General features: G+C 67.1%; 21 protein-coding genes. 10 read left to right on the top strand and 11 right to left on the bottom strand.

Going from position 1 to position 19,964, the window contains the following annotated elements; translation table 11 throughout:
* The first annotated feature begins 69 nt into the window (after positions 1–69).
* From VNN10_03495 to VNN10_03485, 3 genes are all read left to right on the top strand, one after another.
* Positions 70–1,329: an acyl-CoA dehydrogenase family protein gene (locus VNN10_03495; GenBank protein HXH21070.1), complete on the top strand. Its 1,260-nt coding sequence runs from the start codon at positions 70–72 to the stop codon at positions 1,327–1,329.
* 123 nt (positions 1,330–1,452) lie between these two features.
* Positions 1,453–2,280 (top strand): transglutaminase-like domain-containing protein, encoded by an 828-nt coding sequence (locus tag VNN10_03490; GenBank protein HXH21069.1) that lies wholly within the window; start codon positions 1,453–1,455, stop codon positions 2,278–2,280.
* A 50-nt stretch (positions 2,281–2,330) separates the two neighbouring features.
* Entirely contained in the window at positions 2,331–2,834 is a 504-nt protein-coding gene (locus VNN10_03485) for a secondary thiamine-phosphate synthase enzyme YjbQ (protein ID HXH21068.1), read from the top strand.
* Between the two features lie 18 nt (positions 2,835–2,852).
* On the opposite strand, the gene VNN10_03480 is transcribed toward VNN10_03485, so the two are convergent.
* The 4 genes from VNN10_03480 to VNN10_03465 are packed head-to-tail and all read right to left on the bottom strand — an operon-like array spanning position 2,853 to position 5,940.
* Positions 2,853–3,929 (bottom strand): ABC transporter ATP-binding protein, encoded by a 1,077-nt coding sequence (locus tag VNN10_03480; protein ID HXH21067.1) that lies wholly within the window; start codon positions 3,927–3,929, stop codon positions 2,853–2,855.
* Entirely contained in the window at positions 3,929–4,621 is a 693-nt protein-coding gene (locus VNN10_03475; GenBank protein HXH21066.1) for an ABC transporter permease, read from the bottom strand. The genes VNN10_03480 and VNN10_03475 overlap by 1 nt, the downstream gene beginning before the upstream one ends.
* Before the next feature lie 6 nt (positions 4,622–4,627).
* Entirely contained in the window at positions 4,628–5,530 is a 903-nt protein-coding gene (locus VNN10_03470) for a substrate-binding domain-containing protein (GenBank protein HXH21065.1), read from the bottom strand.
* 56 nt (positions 5,531–5,586) lie between these two features.
* Positions 5,587–5,940 (bottom strand): LysR family transcriptional regulator, encoded by a 354-nt coding sequence (locus VNN10_03465; GenBank protein ID HXH21064.1) that lies wholly within the window; start codon positions 5,938–5,940, stop codon positions 5,587–5,589.
* 63 nt (positions 5,941–6,003) lie between these two features.
* On the opposite strand from VNN10_03465, the gene VNN10_03460 reads away from it, so the two are divergent.
* From VNN10_03460 to VNN10_03450, 3 genes are all read left to right on the top strand, one after another.
* Positions 6,004–7,149, top strand: a complete 1,146-nt coding sequence (locus tag VNN10_03460; GenBank protein HXH21063.1) for an SAM-dependent methyltransferase — start codon at positions 6,004–6,006, stop codon at positions 7,147–7,149.
* A 158-nt stretch (positions 7,150–7,307) separates the two neighbouring features.
* Positions 7,308–7,688 carry an iron-sulfur cluster assembly scaffold protein gene (locus tag VNN10_03455; protein ID HXH21062.1) on the top strand — a complete coding sequence of 127 codons (381 nt, stop codon included), beginning with the start codon at positions 7,308–7,310 and terminating at the stop codon, positions 7,686–7,688.
* Positions 7,689–7,874: 186 nt separating this feature from the next.
* A complete protein-coding gene (locus tag VNN10_03450; protein ID HXH21061.1) occupies positions 7,875–8,252 on the top strand; it encodes a cyclic-di-AMP receptor in 378 nt (125 codons plus the stop codon).
* Between the two features lie 92 nt (positions 8,253–8,344).
* Here VNN10_03450 and VNN10_03445 read toward each other — a convergent pair whose 3' ends face one another.
* The 7 genes from VNN10_03445 to VNN10_03415 all read right to left on the bottom strand — a co-directional run bounded on the left by VNN10_03445 (position 8,345) and on the right by VNN10_03415 (position 15,334).
* Positions 8,345–9,685: an HD domain-containing phosphohydrolase gene (locus tag VNN10_03445; GenBank protein ID HXH21060.1), complete on the bottom strand. Its 1,341-nt coding sequence runs from the start codon at positions 9,683–9,685 to the stop codon at positions 8,345–8,347.
* Between the two features lie 92 nt (positions 9,686–9,777).
* Entirely contained in the window at positions 9,778–11,043 is a 1,266-nt protein-coding gene (gene dinB, locus VNN10_03440) for a DNA polymerase IV (GenBank protein ID HXH21059.1), read from the bottom strand.
* Between the two features lie 143 nt (positions 11,044–11,186).
* Positions 11,187–12,104: an aldo/keto reductase gene (locus VNN10_03435; GenBank protein HXH21058.1), complete on the bottom strand. Its 918-nt coding sequence runs from the start codon at positions 12,102–12,104 to the stop codon at positions 11,187–11,189.
* Positions 12,105–12,174: 70 nt separating this feature from the next.
* Positions 12,175–12,576 carry a hypothetical protein gene (locus VNN10_03430; protein ID HXH21057.1) on the bottom strand — a complete coding sequence of 134 codons (402 nt, stop codon included), beginning with the start codon at positions 12,574–12,576 and terminating at the stop codon, positions 12,175–12,177.
* 69 nt (positions 12,577–12,645) lie between these two features.
* Positions 12,646–13,500, bottom strand: coding sequence for an enoyl-CoA hydratase/isomerase family protein (locus tag VNN10_03425; GenBank protein HXH21056.1), 855 nt, complete (start codon positions 13,498–13,500; stop codon positions 12,646–12,648).
* 128 nt (positions 13,501–13,628) lie between these two features.
* Entirely contained in the window at positions 13,629–14,039 is a 411-nt protein-coding gene (locus tag VNN10_03420) for a VOC family protein (protein HXH21055.1), read from the bottom strand.
* 113 nt (positions 14,040–14,152) lie between these two features.
* Positions 14,153–15,334 (bottom strand): CaiB/BaiF CoA-transferase family protein, encoded by a 1,182-nt coding sequence (locus VNN10_03415; GenBank protein ID HXH21054.1) that lies wholly within the window; start codon positions 15,332–15,334, stop codon positions 14,153–14,155.
* 191 nt (positions 15,335–15,525) lie between these two features.
* Here VNN10_03415 and VNN10_03410 point away from each other — a divergent pair, with 191 nt between their 5' ends.
* The 4 genes from VNN10_03410 (at position 15,526) to VNN10_03395 (ending at position 19,898) form a co-directional block, all read left to right on the top strand.
* Complete coding sequence (locus VNN10_03410) at positions 15,526–16,287, top strand: 5-formyltetrahydrofolate cyclo-ligase (GenBank protein ID HXH21053.1); 762 nt, start codon at positions 15,526–15,528, stop codon at positions 16,285–16,287.
* Positions 16,288–16,360: 73 nt separating this feature from the next.
* Positions 16,361–16,756, top strand: coding sequence for a hypothetical protein (locus tag VNN10_03405; protein HXH21052.1), 396 nt, complete (start codon positions 16,361–16,363; stop codon positions 16,754–16,756).
* An 83-nt stretch (positions 16,757–16,839) separates the two neighbouring features.
* The gene (locus tag VNN10_03400) at positions 16,840–18,801 is read left to right on the top strand and encodes a glycosyltransferase family 39 protein (GenBank protein ID HXH21051.1); all 1,962 of its coding nucleotides are present in this window, start codon (positions 16,840–16,842) and stop codon (positions 18,799–18,801) included.
* 62 nt (positions 18,802–18,863) lie between these two features.
* Positions 18,864–19,898, top strand: coding sequence for a glycosyltransferase family 2 protein (locus VNN10_03395; GenBank protein HXH21050.1), 1,035 nt, complete (start codon positions 18,864–18,866; stop codon positions 19,896–19,898).
* Positions 19,899–19,964: the final 66 nt, after the last annotated feature.

Below are 19,964 nucleotides of genomic sequence, written 5' to 3'. Positions count from 1 at the left end.
AGCCGGCGCGCCATCCCCGAGGGCCCATGGGGCGCAGCGGGCAGACAGCCCGACTAGAAGGACAGAAGCATGCGATTGTCGGACTCCCCGGAAGAGGCCGCCTGGCGGCAAACGGTGCGGGATTTCCTCGAGAAGGAGCTGCCACCGGAACTGCGGCAACAGGCCGTAGCGGCGCGGCGCGGCGGACAGAACCCCCAGTTCGAGGGTGAGGAGAGCGGCGAAATCCGCGGTCGCCCGGGCACCCTCCAGGGCGGCGAAGGGTACCAGCGCCAGACCGGCCCGATGGCCGTGTGGCGGGAGAAACTTCGCGCCAACGGCTGGATAGTCCCATCCTGGCCGAAGGAGTACGGTGGGGCCGAAATGACCCCGATGCAGCAGTTCATCCTCAATGAGGAGTTCGCGAAGGCCCGCGCCCCGCGCATCGGCGTGCCCCTGGCCGGCCCGACCATCGTCGTGCACGGCACCGAGGAGCAGAAGAAGGAATTCCTGCCGCCGATGCTCACGGGCGAGCAGTCCTGGTGCCAGGGCTTTTCCGAGCCCGGCTCCGGCTCGGACCTGGCCTCCCTCCAGACGCGGGCCGTTCGCGACGGCGACGACTTCGTGATCAACGGCTCCAAAATCTGGACCTCCGGCGCGCACAGGGCCAACATGATGTTCATGCTGGCGCGCACCGACCCGGATGCGCCGAAGCACCGCGGCATCACTTACTTCATCCTGGACATGCGCACGCCGGGCATTACCATCCAGCCCCTCGTGCAGATGAGCGGCGCCGCCGGCTTCAACCAGGTGTTCTTCGACAACGTGCGCGTACCGGCCAAGAATGTCATCGGCGAGGTGAACCGCGGCTGGTACGTCGCGACCACCACGCTGGACTACGAGCGCTCCGGCATAGGGAGCGCCATCGGCACCACGCAGAGGGTCGAAAGCATAATCGAGTGGGCGAAGGAGAACGTGGAGGCGGGGCACTCCATGCTCAAGCGCAACCCTCTCGTCCGCCTGGAGCTGGTCGACCGGCTCATCGAGGCCGAGGTCGCCCTAATGCTCTCCTACCGGGTGGCGCACATGCAGAACATCGGCATGATCCCCAACCACGAAGCTTCGATGTGCAAGATGTATTCGACGGAGTTGAACCAGCGCATCGCCCGCACGACGATGAAGATGATCGGCCTCTACGGGATGGCCTGGGACAGCAACTCGCCACACTCCCCCAGCCGCGGCCAGTGGACGCGGGGCTACGTGGCCAGCGTCTCGTCTACCATCGCGGGCGGGACGAGCGAGATCCAGCGCAACATCATCGCCCAACGCGGTCTCGGCCTGCCGCGCGACTAGCGTCGGCCGCAGACTCAGCGCAGGAGGCCCCGCAAGAGGGGCCTCCTCCGTTTCTGGCCTCTCCGGGGGGCCGGCAGACTGAAATAGCCCCTGAACGCGGCCGATGTTAGGATGAGCGTAAGTTTGAGCACTGATCTATCCGCAGGCCGCCGTCTCTTTGCGGCCAACATCAAGAGGCGCGAAGACCGCATCGACCTCGCCCTGGCGGCGCTGCTTATCGCCATCGAGGAGTACCCGCACCTCGTGGTCGAGGACTACCTCGAACGCCTCGACCAGCTTGCCGCCGGCCTTGCCGTCGAGATCGACCTCGAGGCCGACCTCCGCACGCTGGCCAGGACGATCGGAGCCTTCATGGCTCATGAGCAGGGCTTCGAGGGCGATGCGGATGACTACTACAATCCCCGGAACAGCTACCTGAACGAGGTAATGGACCGGAGGCGTGGCATTCCCATCAGCCTCGGCCTGCTCTACATGGAGGTGGCCCGCCGCGTGAACGTGGCCCTGCTGCCGGTGGGAATGCCAAGCCACTTCCTCCTCAAGCTCCAGCGCGATGGAGAAGAGGTGTTCCTGGACCCCTTCCACCGCGGCCAGGTCCTGGACCACTACGGCGCGCGCGACCTCTTCGCAAGCTTCCACCACGGCCGGATCCCCTTCTCGGACTCGATGCTCGCCGCGATCACGAAGCGGCAGGTCCTGACCCGTATGCTCAACAACCTCAAGGCGATCTACATCCAGGCCGATGACTACGAGCGCGCCCTGCGCATCGTTGAGCTGCTGACTCTGATTGCTCCCTGGGACCTGGATGAGGTCCGTGACCGGGGCCTGCTCCGCTTCAGGCTGAACCGCTTCGAAGATGCCATCCCGGACCTGGAGGCCTACTGTCGTTACGGTCCGCCCGGCCCCGAGATCGAGACAGTCCGCGACGCCCTGCGCCGGATCACGCCCCCCTAACAGCGGCGGCTGTTACACTTGTGACGGCGGCAGCAACAGGGAGGCGCGACATGGTGGACCAGGTCATTCCCGGAGTACACAGGCGCGCCCTGCTCCGGCATGAGGACAAGGCGACCGTCACCTGCGAGGTCCTCGAACTCGAGACCCGCGGGGCGCCGGAGTTTCACGACATCACCGATGACATCAACGCCATAGTCTGCGACTCCGGTGTCACTTTCGGGCACGTTACGGTCTTCTCCACTCACACGACCGCTGCAATCCGCATCAACGAGAACGAACCGTTGCTCCTGCGAGACATGGCGCGGGTCCTGCGTCAGATCGCGCCCTCCAACGCCTATTACGAGCACAATGACTTCGGCCGGCGCACGGTGAACATGAACCCGGACGAGTGCGCCAATGGGCATGCCCATTGCCAGCACCTCTTCCTCGCCTCCAGTGAGACGATCCCGGTTATCGATGGCAAGACGGCGCTGGGCACTTATCAGCGCATCTTTCTGATCGAGCTGGACCACCCGCGCATGCGCAAGGTGCTGGTCACCGTAGTCGGCTGCTGACCACCGGCCGCCTCGTCGCTAATCCGGCAGCAGGTGCACGGCCGTCGCCTTGAAGGTGGCGACGACGGGCACGCCCGGCGCCAGGCCCATGTCCTCCGCCGAAAGTCGCGTGACCAGGACTACGAGCGGGAAGCCGCAGTCGACGACGACGCGCGCCTCGGCGCCGCGCGGCCGTACCTGGCTGACCGTACCGGCCAGGGCATTCCTAGCGCTGCCTCCGGCGATTCCCTCGCCACGCTGCAAGGTGACGGCCTCCGGCCTCAGGCACACCCGCACGGACTCGGTCAGGTCAGGAGGGGCAACACCGGCCAGCGTCCGCCCGGCGACGTCGACGATGGCAAGGCCGGCCTCGACAGACCGCAGCCGTCCCGTGAGGATGTTCTCGACGCCAATGAACGCCGCAACCTCCTCGTCGACCGGGGCCCCGAAGACCTCCTGAGGCGTCCCGTGCTGACGCAGCCGCCCGCCGAGGATGACCGCCACGCGGTCGGCCAAGTGGAGCGCCTCATCCCGGTCGTGGGTAACGAAGACCGTCGTCACCCCCGTTTCCCGCACCACGGCCGCCAGATCGTCGACCAGCCGCAGTCGCGTCGGCTCGTCCAGGCCGCCGAAAGGCTCGTCGAGAAACAGCACCTCGGGCTCGATGGCGAACGCGCGGGCGAGGCTCGCGCGCTGCGCCTCTCCCCCCGAGATCCTGGATGCGCGCCGGCCCGCAAGTTCCTCGATGGCAAAGCGGCGCAACCACGCGCGCGCCCGAGCCTCGCGCGCTGCCTTCGGGAGGCCGCGCAGCTTCAGGCCCAGGGCCACGTTATCGGCCACGGTGCCGGCCACGAGCATCGCGTCCTGCATGGCGACCGCGACGCGGCGGCGCAGGGCGAGGTCACCCGGGCGCGCGGCTACCCCGTCGATGAGTACTTGGCCGCGCGTCGGGGCGAGGAGGAGCGCGGCCACCTGCAGCAAGGTGGTCTTGCCGGCGCCGTTCGGCCCGACGACGGCGAGCACCTCCCCGCGCTCCACGGCCAGCAGGTCGAGATCGAGAACCACGCTCCCGGCACGGACGACGGCGATGTCCCGCAGCTCGAGCTTCGGCTGCATCAGCCCTCCCGCAGCTGCACGCTGGTGAGGACGAGATTCACCAGGAATACCAGCCCGACGAGGATTACCGAGAGGGCGATCGCCGGGCCGAACTCGCCGCGGCTGGTCTCCAGGACGACGGCGGTCGTCAGCACCCGCGTCTCGCCGGCGATGTTGCCGCCGACCATCATCGAAGCGCCTACCTCCGAGATCGCCGCCCCGAACGCCGCCATGACCGCGGCCACGATGGGCAGGCGGGCCTCCTTCAGCAGGATCCAGAGCGCCTGTAGTCGTGAGGCCCCGATGCCGTAGAGCTGCAGCCGGAGCCCCGGCTTCTGCGCCTGGAGCGCCGCCGCAGTGAAGCCCGTTACTATCGGCAGAGTCAGGACCATCTGAGCAATGACCATCGCCCAGGGTGTGTAGATGAGCTCGAGCCGGCCCAGGGGCCCGCTACGCCAGAGAATGATGGCGACCACGAGGCCGACAGCCACGGGCGGCAGCCCCATGCCGGTATTGACGAGTGTCAGCGCGAGGGCGCGACCGGGGAAGCGTTGGTAGGCAAGGAAGGTCCCTAGCCACACGCCGCCCGCGAGGCTCAGGAGGGTCGCCAGCCCGGACACGTACAGGGACCGGGCCGCGGTGGAGTAAACGGCGTCGTCGCCCCGCGCCAGCAGCCGCGCGGCCTCACGGAGGCCTTCCCAGATCAGGTCCACCGCCGGCTACCTCGCGCCAAGCGCGTCCTCGCTCTTCCCGGCGTCGGGCACGAACAACGGCTCGCCGTACTTGTCAACGCCGAACGTGCGGATGACCTCCTGCGCTTCCCTCGACAACATGAACTCAGCAAAGGCGTTGGCGCCCTCGACGTTGATCTTCGGGTTCTTTTGCGGGTTCAGGGTGATGACGTGGTAGACGTTGAAGTAGGCCTTGTCGCCCTCGCTGACCACCTGCAGCGCGAGGTTCTTCTTCAGGGCAAGATACGTCGCCCGGTCGGTGATCGTGTAGGCGGCCTTCTGGTCCGCCACCTGCAGGGTGGCGCCCATGCCCTGCCCCGTCTCCTGGTACCAGCGATTCCCCCTTGGGTCGATAGAGGCCGCCCGCCACAGGGCCAACTCGAGGGCGTGCGTACCGGAGTTGTCGCCGCGGCTGATGAAGGTCGCGCCCCGTGACTGGATCGCCTTCATCGCGTCGGACGCCGTCCGCGCCGACCTCACGCCCGCCGGGTCTGAGCCCGGTCCCACGATCACGAATTCGTTGTGCATCACGAGGAGGCGGCCGCTGCCGTAGCCTTCGCTCATGAACGTCGCTTCCGCGGCGGGCGAGTGGACCAGCAGCACGTCCGCGTCACCGCGCCGGCCCATAGTCATCGCCTGCCCGGAACCTGCGGCTATCGGCTTCACGGCCCAGCCTGTCCGCCTCTCGAACAAGGGCAGGAGGACGTCCAGCAGGCCGCTGTCCAGCGTACTCGTCGTCGTGGCGAGGATGACTTCGCCCCTGTGCGGCACCGTGTTCGCATCGCCCTGCGTTCCGCCATCGTCGGCCTCGCAGCTGACTGTCAGCGCCATCGCGACCGCCGCCAGGGCAGCACCGAGGACGGCCCCTAACCGCGAACTCACCACCTCCATGAGGCGCTCCCTGCAGCGATATGCCGGACGCAGCATAACGCCAGCCAAAATGAAGGTCACACGCTTGGCGCGGCCGGCTCGGCTGCGAAGCACGCAGCGAATTCCGTCTCGACGAATGCCGACACTCTCGACCGGAAGCGGTTGTAGCGCGCGACCATCTCCGCTCCTTTAGGTGTGAGGCGCGTGTGGCCGCCACCGCTGCCGCCGACCGTGCTCTCGATCAGCTTCAGCCCCAGGTTCGCCTCGATTTCCTTCAGCTTGCCCCAAGCGCGCCGGTAGGAGAGGCCCATGCGCTCGGCGGCCTCGGACAGAGAGCCGGTCTCCGCCACGAGCTCCAGCAATCGAACGCGGTAATCGCTCAGGACCAGCCCATCGCCCGCTTCCACCCATATTTTGAGCCGCGGCTGCACTTCTCCCTCCCATCGCGCAGGCGCGCCTAGACCACGCTGGCGGCGCCTGCTTACACTCGAACCGTGGTCCTCTATGACCTCGGTCCGGGCGATGAGGATGTCGCCCTCAAGGATATCATCGCCAGCCGCATTCGCCGGGAAGGCCCCCTCACCTTCAGCGACTTCATGGCGCTCGCCCTGTACGAGCCCGGCCACGGCTATTATGTCAATTGCGACCCCGCCCGCGATTACCAGACGAGTCCCAACGTGCACCCCGTGTTCGGCGCCTGCGTTGCGCGCCAGCTCGGGGAAATGTGGCGCATCCTTGGCAGGCCTGACCGCTTTGACGTCCTCGAGGCGGGCGCCGGCGACGGCAGACTGGCTCTGGACATCGCCGCCTGGTTGCGGGCCCATGACCAGGACGCCTTCGCGGCGCTCAGCCTCCGCCTACAGGACGTGACCTACGGAGCGCGGCCCCCTGCGCACGCTCGAGAACTTAGCGCGCTTCTGGGAGGACGCGTGAGCTTCGGCGAGCAGATCGCGGGCAGGCTGACCGGCTGCATTCTGAGCAACGAGCTACTCGACGCCTTCCCGGTGCGGCGCGTCCGCGTCGAGAGGGGGCGCTTGCTGGAGCTGCGCGTCGGCTGGGACGAGGCCGGGTTCGTCGACGTCCCCTGGGAGCCATCGCCGGAGGTCGAGTGCTACTTTCAGGAGCTTGGGATGCTGCCGGGCGAGGGCTGCGAGGCCGAGGCGAACCTGGAGGCGCCAGCCTGGATGCAGCGCGCCGCTGCGGTCCTTGACCGAGGCTACGTCCTCACCCTGGATTACGGTTATGAGGCGGCTTCTCTGTATGCGCCCTGGCGGAAGCGCGGCACGCTCCTGACCTTCTACCGCCACACCGCAGGCGAAGACCCCTACGTCCGCGTCGGCCGGCAGGACATCACGGCGAGCGTCGACCTCACGACCGTCGCGCGTGCCGGGGAGGAAGCTGGCCTGAGGACGCTGGGCCTGACGGCGCAGTCGGAGTTCCTGAGCGCGCTCGGCATCGGCGAGGCGCTGGCCCAGCGGCCGGACCCGTCACAACTGGAGGCCTACTATGCCCTGCGCCGGGCCGCGGTCGAGCTCACCGACCCGACGGGGCTCGGGAGGATAAAGGTCCTTGTTCAGGGCAAGGACGTGCCGGACACGCCCCTCACGGGGCTCTCCGGCCGGGAGGCAGGCCGTGCCTGATCCTCCGGCGGGCCAGAAAGCGCCAGCATTCGAGGTTGAAACTGACCGCGGCCGGCTCTCGCTCGGCGTCGCCTGATCCGGCCTAGCCGGTACGCCGGGCTGCAAGCGCCCTGCGTGGATGTGGTAGATTCGCCTGGAGGCCCGCGCGCCCCGAAGGTATGTCGGAATACTCGGACATCGTCCTGGACCACGCGCAGAACCCCCGGAACCGGGGCGATCTGCAGGATGCGAACGCGCGCGGCTATCAGATGAACCCGGTCTGCGGCGACACTCTGGCCCTCAGCCTGCGTATCGACGACGGGGTTATCGAAAGGGCGGCTTTCCAGACCGAAGGCTGCCTCGCGTCGGTCGCCACCTCCAGCGTGCTCACGGAGATGGTCCAGGGGATGACGCTCGAGGACGCGCTGGCCCTCTCCTACGAGGACATCTCCGCCGAAGTCGGCGGCCTTCCACCAAGCAAGCTGCACAGCGCCGCCCTCGCCATCGACGCCCTGCGCCGGGCGATTGCTTCGTACCGCCGATCGAGCACCCAGGCGTAACGCCCTTCGCGGTCAGTGGTTCGTGATTTGTGATGTGGCAGGCTGACGCCCGGCCGCCGGCCGGCGTGTCGATGCGCGGCGTTGCGTGACGTCCGCTGCTGCCCTACGATTGCCGAGCCTTGGGCGGGTGAAGGAGGAGTTGGTGCCGTCTCTTAGCCCTGCTGCCAGGGGCAGCGCGGTCCGCGCCTGCCGGGACCTTGGGCGCCAGCGCGCCGCTCGAAACGGACGGGTACCCTGAAGCTCGTCCTCATAATCGCCGCCACCAGCGACGCCGACCGCCTGATCGACCGGCTCGTAAAGCGCGGCCTTCCAGCCACCAAGATCGCCAGCAGCGGCGGTTTCCTGCGCCGTGGCTCCGCGACAATCCTGTCCGGAGTAGAAGACCAGGAAGTCGAGACAGTGATCGACCTCGCCCGCCAGGAGTGCCGCGCGCGCAAGGAGTTCGTGCCGGTCCAGAACCTTCCCGTCCTGGGAGAGATCGGCAGCGCCAGCGAACCGTTAGAAGTGCGAGTCGGCGGGGCCACCGTGTTCGTGCTGGATGTCGACCGCTTCGATCGATTCTAGGCGGCTCTGCCTGCACGCGACGGCTGGTCGCCGTAAGTCTGGGATGCGAGCGGCGGGCGTCCTCTCGTCGCGCCACGCCGCCAGGCCTGGGGCTAGGCCACTACGCGCGTGAAGAACAGGTCGAGTAGCTCCGGGTCCAGCTGCGTACCGGCAGCCCCGCGCAGGCGCTGCACGCCCTCCGCCGGGTCCAGGCGCTTGCGGTGGGGCCTGTCGGACGTGATGGCGACGTAGGCGTCGGCGATCGCCAGGATTCGCGCTTCGCTGGGGATCTCGATGCCCGCCTTGGCGTCCGGGTAGCCGCGCCCGTCGGGCCACTCGTGATGCGCGCCAACCCACTCCGCGACCTCCTCGAGGCCAGGAATGCCCTGCACTATCTCTTGCGAATAGACGGGGTGCTGGCGCAGGACCTCGAGCTCGTCCACGCTTAGGATCCCCGGCTTGGCCATGATGCGCTCGGGTACACCCAGCTGGCCGACGTCGTGGAGGAGCGCAGCCACGCGCAGCTGCTTCAGGCGGAGCTCAGGGAGCCCTGCGCTGCGGCCCAGGGCCTCGGCATGCTTCGCCACCCGCGACGAAACGCCCACCGTGAAGCTGAAGCGCCCGTCGACAATCTCGGCAAAGCGCTCCGCGAACGGTAACAGGATCGGCGAGCGCTGCTCCTTCAGACCCTCGCAGGCAAGGCTCAACTCGGCCTGCAGAGACGGCCCGAATATCCCCAACCAGAAGTCGTCCCCGGCCACGAGGTGTCTCGTGGCTAGTACCAGCTCGGGGTCCGCCATGGTCATGGCGAATCGAGAGAGCCAGTGCGGGATGTTGCGCCGAGCATGAAGCGGGCTCGGCTCCTGCGAGATCAGCGCTTCCATCTGGTCCGCGACGCCGATAATGCGCCCGACCAGCGGTATTTCGTTGCCGGCCAGCGCATGCGGATATCCGGCGCCGTCCCACTGCTCGTGATGGCAGGCGATAGCCCGGACGGCCTCCTGCGGCAGGCCCAACTCCTGGGCCAGCCGCGCGCCGTGAATAGTGTGGTCGACGATGCGGTCGACGACGAGGTCCGGCGCTGTGCTGCGGGATTCGACCGCCGACTCCTCGGGCGTGAGCAGGGGTAGGGCCGAGAAGACGCGGCGTTCATCGCCGCGCACCAGCTCGGACAGGCCGGCCCCGGCGGGGATCACGCCGATGTCGTGAAAGAGCGAAGCGTAAAGGCAGGCCAGGCGCTGCTCGTTGTCCAGCTTCAGTTGTGAGGCGACGCTGAGGGCGCTGTAGGCGACCCGCTGCGCGTGTCCAGGCTTCCGCCCCTCTGCCAGGTCGATGCCGGCGCTGAGGGGTATGAGGACTTCGCTGAGGGTGTGGTTTGGCAGCCGCCTTGTCGTCGGCGTCCGCCGCCCCTCCGGTTCCGCTTCGAGCACACGCTGCCGTCCCGTTCTGTTCACGCCCCGCGATACTCCGTTCTACCTCGGATAAAGTTGAATGGCTGCTAGGTTAGTTATCGGCAGCAGACTGGGCGGGCCGCAGAAGGCCCGGGCTAGGGCGCCGAAGCGGGCCGCGGCTTCCTGCCGGGCGCGCCCTCGAGCTGCGCCGACAGGCCGACGGCCTTGTCATGCCGCCAGGAATCGCCGCCGGTCGCGGCGTCGAAGGCAGTCGCACCCGATTGGAGGCTGCGGCGGCCGTACTTGCGCCGCACGCGGTCGATGGCGGCGCTGAGCGCTTCACGCCGCGCTTCGCTGTCGGCGTCCAGGGGCAACTGATACGCCTCCGTGAGGAGGTTCGACGCGCCCACGCCAACGAGGCGGATGGCAAGCTTCTCGTCTGACCGCGCCTCCTCCAGCAGCGCCATCGCCGCCTCATAGATCGCGTCGTCGCTGTTCACGGCGCGTTCCGCCGTCAGGCTGCGGGTGACGGTGTGGAAGTCGCCGAAACGCACCTTGATGCTCAGGGTGCGCGCCCGGTAGCCCTGTGCGCGCAACTGCGAGCCCACGCTCTCGCTGAACCCGCGGATGACGGCGCGCAGCCGGGCAGGGTCGGCAACATCGTGCGTGAAAGTCCCCTCGCGGCTGATTGACTTCGGGGCGCCGCGGCCGCCAACGGCGGCGTCGTCGACGCCACGGCACCGGAGGGCAAGCTCCGGCCCATGCGGGCCGAGCACGGCGCGGAGCGTGGAGTCGGGCATCGCCGCGACCTGCCCGAGCGTCGAGACGCCGAGGCGCTGGAGCTTGCGCTCCATCGCTGGGCCGAGCATCGGCAGCGTGCGCAGGGGCAGCGGTGCGAGGAAGGCAGCCTCCGTGCCGGGAGGGACCTCGCGAATGCCGTCCGGCTTGGCCTGGTCCGAGGCAACCTTCGCGACCAGCTTGCTGGTCGCGATGCCGACCGAGGCCGTAATACCGAGAGCGCGGCGCACACGCTCGCGGATGGATTCGGCTGCCCTTCGTGGCGTGCCGACGATCGGCTCACAGCCGGTGACATCGACGTAAGCCTCGTCAAGCCCGCCGGACTCCACCACGGGCGAGCAATCGCGGAGGATGGCGTGGAACTGCCTCGAGACGCGCTCGTACTCATTGAAGTCGCCGGGGAGGAAGATGGCGTGCGGCGCCAGCTTCCTGGCGGTCCGGAGCGGCATGGCGGAACGCACGCCGAACTGGCGCGCCTCATAGGAGGCGGTGGACACGACGCCACGTCCGTCCGGATCGCCGCCGACGATGACAGCCTTGCCGCGCAACTCGGGCCGGCGCGCCTGCTCCACAGCCACGAAAAACGCATCGAGGTCAACGTGGAGGATCGAGCGCGCGGCCATGCGCCCTCAATAGCACGTTTGTGCTAGCAAGTCAATCAACCCCTTGGCCTTTGCTGGCCCACGGAGCGTCCAGCAACGATCAGGCGCTACGAAGGCAGCCCTCTAATCCGAACAGTCCGCGCACACGCTGGCACGTGGCATCGTTACAGTGGCTTGATGCCGGCAGCATCCAGGCGGCGCTTCGCCTCTTCGTACACATCAGGCGGCAGCGGCCCCTTGGCGAGGGCCTGGAGGTTGTCGCGCAGGTGCTCGGGGTTGATGGTGCCGACGATCGTCGTGTCCAGGTCAGGGTGACTGATCGTGAAGCGGAAGATGAACTCCATGCGCCCCGCGGGGCCGCCCGCGAGGTCGTCCAGTCCTGCCTTTTGCCAGGCTTCCCAGTAGCCGCCTTCCTCCTTCCCCGGCCCGCCGCGCGCGACACCGCCACGGATTACGATGCCGGCTCCCGCCTCTGAGGCATCAGCGATGATCTGCTCGTGCTCGCGTTGCAGGGCGCTGTAGGGGATCTGGAAGACGTCGAAGACGCCCATCTTCACGTGGTCGGCGAGGTTCGGCAGCGTGGACGACATGCCGATGAAGCGCACCTTGCCCTGGCGCTGGAGGTCCAGGACCGCCTGGAGTGAGCCGTTCTCCTCCAGAGTCTGCTGCGAGGGGCTGCCGTGGAACTGGACGACGTCCAGGTAGTCGGTCTTCATGCGGCGCAGGCTCTGCTCGACGCCGGCGATGATGTTCTCGGGCGTGAAGATGTGGCGGTTGGGCGAACCAGGAGGCGGCGCCGTGCGCGCGGCTTCGCCCACGAGGCAGCCGCACTTCGAGGCCAGATAGAACTCCTGACGCCGGCCGGAGATGAACTCGCCGATCAATTCCTCGCTCTGTCCGTAGTCGATGGACGTGTCGATGTAGTTGATGCCGGAGTCGAGCACGGCGTTGAGGATCGACCTCGCCTGTTCCTTAGTGACCTCGCGGCCCCGCGGAGCGCCGCGAAGCTCCATGGCCCCGTAGCCGAGGGCGGTGACTTCGAGGCCGGTGCGGCCGAGGGTGCGGGTGGGGAGGTGAGGCATGGCAGGACCTTGGCTTTCTAGGTGCGTGGTGGAGGATGCGGACTAAAGAGTACAGAGATTCAGGCCGCGTCTACAGTACCTGCCGGCTCTCCCGCCACGCTCTGAACTCTGGACTCCGGAGTGTCTCCAGGACATCGTTGAGGATATCTCCTGGATAGCGGCGGTCGGTCCTCGACTCCACAACTCCGTCGCCGCCGCGCAGGACGCCAAGGAGCTGGGCCGCCACCTCTTGCGTCGACTCGCTCACGGGCTGGCCGCCGAAGACGGCGACCATCTCCGCAAGCCAGCGGCCCAGCGGCACGAGGGCCAGGAACTCCGGCAGGCGTTCGCCGCCGTCTCCGCCGTGCAGTATGTCGACGATGCGGGCCGCGACCATGCCCGCCGGTTCGTCCACGGCGTAAGTGCGCCCCCCGAGGTGGGCCAGTATGCCCCTGAGGGCCTCATCGATGCTGGCGGCGCGGCGATAGGTCACGACGCATAACGCATAACGCAACTGCCGCAACCGGCGCCAGGCCGTCCTCGCGGCGCGTCGTGCGTCCTGCTATGTGCTACCCCGGTAGAGGCGGTCGCGGGACTCCCGGAAGGCCTCCCAGCCCCTCTCCCGCAGTGTGCGGATGTGCTCGCTCTGGTCGTCGCCGGGCGTCTGCTGGGCAAGGGCCTGCACCATCGGGTCGGAGCGGTAGTCGAGGGCTTCGCGGAAGCCCATGAGCTCGTAGGCGCGGTTCACGAGGATCTTGTTCTGACGCACCGTGCGCTGCGAGAGAGAAGCGAGCTTGACAGCGATGCGCTCGGCTTCGGCCAGCACTTCGTCGTCCGGGACGACGCGGTTCACGAGGCCAAGGCGCTGGGCCTCGCGGGCGTCGTACTGCTCGCCGAGCAGGAGCAGCTCCTTGGCCTGCTTGTGCCCGGCGGTCGTGTAGGGCGTAATGAGGACGGGCGGCCCGAAGCCGTGGCGGATCTGGATCTCGCCGAACTGGGCGCTTTCGCCGGCGACCGTAAGGTCGCAGACGCCGGCAAGCTCGACACCCTGGCCAACGGCGTAGCCCTTCACGGCAGCAATCACCGGCTTCGGCATGGACCAGATCTTCATGTAGATGTCCATCGCCCTGGGGTTCGGCTGGCCGTCTTCGGGCGGCCGCGACTGCAGGTCCCCGCCGGAGCAGAACGCCCGGCCCGCGCCGGTGAGGATGATCGCCTTCACGTTCTCGTCCGCCTCGCACTCGTCGAGGGCCCACTTGAGCCGGCGCAGGATCGACCAGTTGATGGCGTTGAGCACGACGGGGCGGTTGAGTGTGACGATGGCGTAGCCATCCCGCTTGTCGAGGAGCACGTCATCCGGGGAGGGCGGCGGTATGGGCACGCCACCGTCTCCGAGGAGCTGTCGTTCCTGGGTCATCGAAGGCCTCCTACCGGTACAGAGTACTGTGTGCAAAGTGCAGATTAGAGGAGCCACGTAACTGCGAATGCGGCCTCGGTAAGCGTAGAACCCTCAACTTGCCTGCACTCTGTTCTCGGTACTCTGTACTACGCGCGCGGCGGGAATATCTCCATCAGGACGAAGTTCGATGCGGTGGGATGCACCCAGACGTTGGCTGCTCCAGGGGCGCGCGTGATCCGGCCGCCACCTGCCTCGACCTGCTTCGCGAAGGCGTCGACGTCGGGTGTCTCGAAGGCCAGCAGGTAGATGCCCTCACCGTGCGGGTTCAAGGGGTTCGCGCGTTCCTTCATCAGCCGGGAGATCGGGCTTTCGTCGCTGACGGGGGAGATCAAGTGCATCATGGTCTGGCCGTCATAGCCCATCGGCACGAAGTTGAAGTTACCGATGCGATTGAAGGCCTTTTCCCCGACCGGCTGCATTCCGAAGCGGGCCTTGTAGCTCTCGACGGCGCCGTCGAGGTCGTGCACGGCCACGGTGTAGTGACGGAACTTCAGCATGTCAGCCTCCTGGGGCCAGTGCAGAGTTCAGAGTGCAGAGCGCATCGGAACGCTGCTTCCCGGGCGTTGGATGAGCCTCGTACGCCGCCGGCGTGTTTTTGCATGCACTCTGCTCAGATGATGCCTTCTTCCTTCAACGCCTTGATCTCGTCCTTCGAGTAGCCTGCTTCCCTCAGGACCTCGTCGTTGTGCTGGCCCACGGCCGGGACGGCCTTCGGCGTGTCCTCCACGCCTTCGATGTTGAAGGGGGCCTTCAGGACCTCGACTTCGCCTCCGGGGACCGGGATCTTCATGAGGCGGCCGCGGGCGTGCAGCTGCGGGTGGTCCAGCACCTCGCTCACGTCGTTCGAGCGCGCGTAGGCGATGGAGGCCTTCTCCAGGCGCGCCTCCGCCTCTTCGACGGTGATGTCGGCAAGGGCCTCCTCGATCAGCGGCTCCAGGACCTTGCGGTTCTTGAGGCGCAACTCGCCGCGGCCAAATTCCGGGTGGGTGATCCACTCCGGGCGGTTCACCACCTGCTCGCAGAAGTTCGCCCACTCGCGCTCGTTCTGGATGGAGAGCATGACGACGCCGTCCTTCGCCTTGTAGGGGCCGTAGGGGACGATGTTGGGGTGAAAGGCGCCGCTGCGCTGAGGCTTGCTGCCGTGGCGGGCCTGAAGGGCAAAGATGCCCATCCACTCCATGATGGCGTCGAAGAGGCTAATGCGGATGGCGGCGCCTTCGCCGGTGAGCTGACGGCGGTAGAGCGCGGCAAGGATCGAAGAGAGCGCGTAAACGCCGGAGGAGAAGTCGACGACCGGGATGCCGGCCTTGGAGGGCGCTTCGGGCGTACCCGTAATCGAAAAGACGCCGGCTTCCGCCTGCACAAGGGCGTCGTAGGCCTTGCGGTCGCGGTAGGGGCCGTCTTCGCCGTACCCGGTAAGAGAGCAGGCGATTAGCCGCGGGTACCTCTCGTGCAGCTGGCCCACGCCAAGGCCGCGGCGGTCGAGGGCGCCGGGCGCAAAATTCTGCACGACCACGTCGCAGCTGGAGATGATGCGGTGAGCGATCTCCTGGCCCTTCGGCTGGGTAATGTCGAGGGTGATGCTCTTCTTGCCGCGGTTGAGCCAGGCGAAGTAGGTGGACATGCCGTGGATCGCCGTGTCGTAGGCGCGCGCGAAGTCGCCCTCGCCCCGGCGCTCCACCTTGATGACCTCGGCGCCGAGGTCGACAAGGTGTCTGGTGCAGAGGGGGGCAGCGACGGCTTGCTCCAGGGTGAAGACTTTGATCCCGGCAAGAGGAAGGCTGTCCGCCATCCAGGTCTCCTCGCGACATTGCGTATCCGGCAGCGTTCGGATTCTACGGAGGGGCCGATCTAGGCGCAAATTCGAGCGCCGTGCCCGAAGGCGGTCGCCGCTAGTCCTTCGTGCCGTCATGGCCTCGAATTGTTTGGTAGATTTCGCGTCCTCTGGCTAAGACCCTCGCAGACAGTTACCTTGCCCGAAGCATGGAGAGTACTTCTGAGGAGAAAGCGCGCATTCGGCGCCTGGTGTGGCGAAGGCTGGAGGAAGCCGGTGTGGCGCGATTTCCGTACGGCAGCGGCCGAATCCCCAACTTCGCGGGGGCCTCGAAGGCGGCCGAGATACTGGCCACGTTGCCGGCGTGGAGGCAGGCTCGCACCCTGAAGTGCAACCCCGACTACGCGCAGATGCCGCTGCGCAAGCTCGCCCTCCAGCAGGGCAAGACCATCTATATGGCCGTGCCCCGCCTGCAGGGCGACAAACCCTTCATACAGCTTGACCCGGGAAGGCTTGCCGGCCGGGAGGCGCAGGCCGCAACTATAGCGGGGGCGGCTAGGTTCGGGCGCCCGGTCGGGCCTGAGGAGATGCGGCACATCGACGGCGTCGTCTGCGGCGCTGTAGCCGTGAGGGAAGACGGCGCCCGCCTCGGCAAAGGCGGCGGCTTCTCCGACCTCGAGTTTGCGATCGCGCGCTCGCTCGGCCTCATCGACGAGAGCACGCCGGTGATGACCACGGTGCACGAGCTGCAGGTCTTGACCGAGGCGATCCCCATGCTCGACCACGACGTCGCGCTCACGCATTTCGCCACGCCGGAACGCGTGGTGGAGTGCGGACGACGCCGGCGTCAGCCTGCGGGCGTCCACGCCGGCCTCCTTAAAGAGGAGCAACGCACCGGGATACCGCTGCTTGCCCGTCTTCTGGCCAGACTTCCCCGGCAGGAACCGGGCGAAGTTGGTCGCCCGAACTAAAGGACCTCGCGACAAGTGCCGAAGATTGGAATGAGGGGGAGCCACGTCCCACCAATCAATCTAAGGAGTGTCAATGAGAATCACTCGCAATGGTTTGGCCTTCATGTCGATGCTGACTGCCGGGGTGCTTCTGGCGGGCGCTACGCTGCTTGTACCCTCCGCGAAGACCTTTGGCTCGGAGACGGACGCCGAGCAAGCGGCATCTATCGAGCACAACATCCAGCAGCTGGCGCGGCAGCCGCAGCCAGCGCCAGCGTCGCAGGCGCCTGCGCCGCCTGCTGCACCCATCGACTCTGCGCCAGCGAGCCAGCCCGACGCCAGCGCGCCCGCGAGCCTGCCTTCGGCCGGCAGCGGCGGTTATCTTGACAGCTCCGAGAGCGCCGGCCTTGGTTACTTGCTGATCGGCTTTGGCGCAGCGCTCCTCGGTTCTGGCTCCCTGGTCTGGGTGTCCAGCCGGCGCGGCCGGTAAGGACTCAAGGTTCCAGGTAAGAGGCCGCCCCTGAGGGGCGGCCTCTTTGTTGTCGATAACGCAGGAGGGAGGGAACCCGAAGCTTGCAGTCCACGCAGTACGCAGCCGGCCCCCTGGCGCTCTCCGATGGCCTCGCGATGCGGGCTGCGACTCTGGTCCTCATCGCAATCTGCATCGTCCCCGTCTTCACGACGCCCCGCGGACGGCTGACTTCTGACGAGTCTCTGTACGCAGCCGAGGCGCTGAATGTCCACACGGGCGCGGGCCCGACTTACACAACGGGCAACCCTGTTACTCATCGCGCGCCGCTGTACCCGGCCCTCCTGGCTGCCGCGTTCGAAGTCGGCGGCCGTACGCTAGATGCGGGCACATGGGTGCCGCGCATCGCGACAGTCATCAACGCGGCTCTGGCGGTCTTAATCGCGCGACGCCTCGCGGGGCCGATCGCGGGGGCAGCGACGGGCGTAGCGGCAGCAAGCTCGAGCTACCTGAACGGCCTCGGCGTGAGTCTGTTTCTGGACCAGGTTCAGGTCAGCTTTGTACTTGCATCTGTGCTCGCGCTCGCCGTCGCGAATGACAGGCCGCGCGCGGGCGCCTACATGCTGGGAGGCATAGCCCTGGGCCTAGCCGTCCTCACCAAGGAATCGGCGATACAGCTTGGGCCGCTGCCGCTCGTTGCTTTTCTCCTCTGCGGCGCTCCGACGAACTGGCGGACCTGCCTCATCGCCTGGTCAGCAGGACTGGCGATTGCGAGCGCAGGCTGGTGGCTCTGGGTCTATTACCACACCGGCGCCATTTACCTGCTGGGCGACCCCGATGCGGACACGACCAGGATGGCTATGGTCGCGGCTTCCGCAGCCGTACTCGCGCTGGTTCTCCTCCTCCTCCGAGGGCAGACGTGGGTCGTCAAGCCGCCGCGCCTCGCACAGCGACTCGCGGGGTGGGCTCTTGTTGTGGTGTGGGGTGCCGCCTTCATTGCCGGTTTGGAGTGGCAGTCATGGGAGCATCCCCCTCGCTACTGGTCCGATGTCCCAGCTTACTTCGCGGACGTGCTCGTTCCCGCTATGCCGGCCGCCCCGGTTATGGGCGCAGCCCTGCTCTGGGCGGCGGGCCGAACGCTCCGCGGCGACACTGGCGCCAGCGTGGTGACAGCAGCCTGGCTGCTCTACCTGCCGTTCGTGCTCGTGGCAGCGAACCGCGAACTGTCGCTGCGGGACGCCGCACCGGTGCTGTATCTCGGTCTTGTCGCCCTCGGCTGCGGCGCGGCGTGGCTAATGTCCTGGGGCGCGGACCTGGGGTACGCCCACCGGACGCCCTTCTTCGCGGCGGCCGGCGCTGCAGTCGTGTCGCTGGCCTTGGTCGCCATCGCGGCCCAGGGGTTCGGGCGGGTCGAACGCGCGCAAGCAACATCTTTCGACGGCGACTGGGACAACCTCATCGCTGCGGACACGGCGAAGTGGCTGAAGACGAACCTGGCTCCGGGGACAACGGTTATGTCCACTCGTGTCTACCACTCTCACGTCTACTTCCTCGCCGGAGGCCGCTTTCCCATACACCAGCTCCCAACGCTGTTAGTGACGGTCGACCTCGAGGCCGATGAGCCGCTTAGGGCTCGCAGCACACTCTTTCGCTGGGAGCCGCTGGCAACGCGAGCCAGGAAGGATTGGCTGTACTTGGCGCGCTATCCAGGCAAGGGCTACTACATCGGCCTGGCGGAGGAGGACCTGCTCGCAGAAGTCCGCGCGCGGGAGGTCGCGTATGTTGTCGTCAATGCCCCGGATGTCGGCTTTAGCTCTCCCTCTTACCTCCTGTACTTCGACGCCCATCCCGCCTTCCGGAGAGTGCACCAGAGCTCCTACGGAGGCGTCGACATCTCAGTGATCTATGAGGTCGACCGGACCCGCCTGACGCCAATCGAGGCGCCCTTGCGGGTCACTGCGGGTGCTCTTGAGGGCTTGCTGGAGCGCGCGGGCGGCGACCTGGAGGTGGTCGAGCGAGCGTTAGGCAGGCTAAACGGCGCCGGGTGGGAAGTGGTACCCCAATAGCGGCCTCAAGGGAAGCGGCAGAAGGCCGAGAATCCCTGTGGTGCGTCGAAAGGAATCGCCCAGTGAAGCTCATCGTCACGATACCCGCACTGAACGAGGAAGCCACAATAGGCGACGTCATCCGCGAAGTGCCGCGGACTATCGAGGGCGTCGACCGGATAGAAGTGCTCGTGCTCGATGACGGATCGACAGATGGCACCGTAGCGGCGGCACTCGCGGCGGGCGCGGACTACGTCGTCAGCAACAGCCGCAACAGGGGCCTTGCCTTCACTTTCCAGCGCGCCCTCGAGGAGGCGCTGGCCCGGGGCGCTGACGTCATCGTAAACACGGACGCGGACAATCACTACGACCAGACCCGCATCCCGGAACTAATCCAGCCCATCCTGGAGGGCAGGGCGGAGATCGTCGTTGGCAGCCGCCTGCTACGGGGCCTCAAGATGAAGCCCGCGAATAAACACGGCAACCGGCTTGCCAACTTCATCCTTCAGCGCCTTCTGAGAATCGACGGCATCGACGTCTCTTCGGGATACCGGGCCTACAGCCGCCGCGCCGCCTTGGGCCTCAACGTCTTCTCCGGACACACCTATACCCACGAAACGCTGTTTAGCGCACTGGACCAGGGCCTGAAGATTGTCAGCGTGCCGCTACCCGCGCGCGCAGTCGAGAGGCCGTCGCGCCTGATAAGCAGCCTGCCGCGTCACGTATGGCGGGCGGGAACGGTTGTGCTGCAATCGATCCTGCGATACAGGCCCTTTCAGGCCTACGGCGCCCTCGGGCTGGCCCTGGTCGTTTTGGGCCTGGTGCCGTTCACACGCTACATGTACCTCTTCGCGACCGGCGAGGCGGCAGGACACGTGCAGTCCCTTATCGCCGGCGCGGCGCTGGTGCTCTTCGGCGCGCAAGTCTTCGCAATGGGCCTGCTCGCTACGGCTGTCGGCTGGAACCGGCGCTTGCTGGAGGAGGTCCTGCTGCGGCTGAAGGAAGAGCAGCTTTCGCGTCACGCCGAGGCGGATTCCGGGGCAGCAGCGACAGCCACGCTAGCGCCGGTAGTGCCGTTGGCGGCAAGGGGCCGCGAGGAGAAAAGAAAGGTTGCCTGACTACCTGGAGTTCAAGCGCATCGGGATAATCGGCGTTGGCGTCGTTGGGGGGGCGCTGAGGGCCTA

Source organism: Dehalococcoidia bacterium (genome assembly GCA_035574915.1).
In the GTDB taxonomy this organism is placed as follows: domain Bacteria; phylum Chloroflexota; class Dehalococcoidia; order DSTF01; family WHTK01; genus DATLYJ01.
Note: the sequence above shows the minus strand (reverse complement) of the source record. Positions and strands in the feature narration are given on the sequence as shown.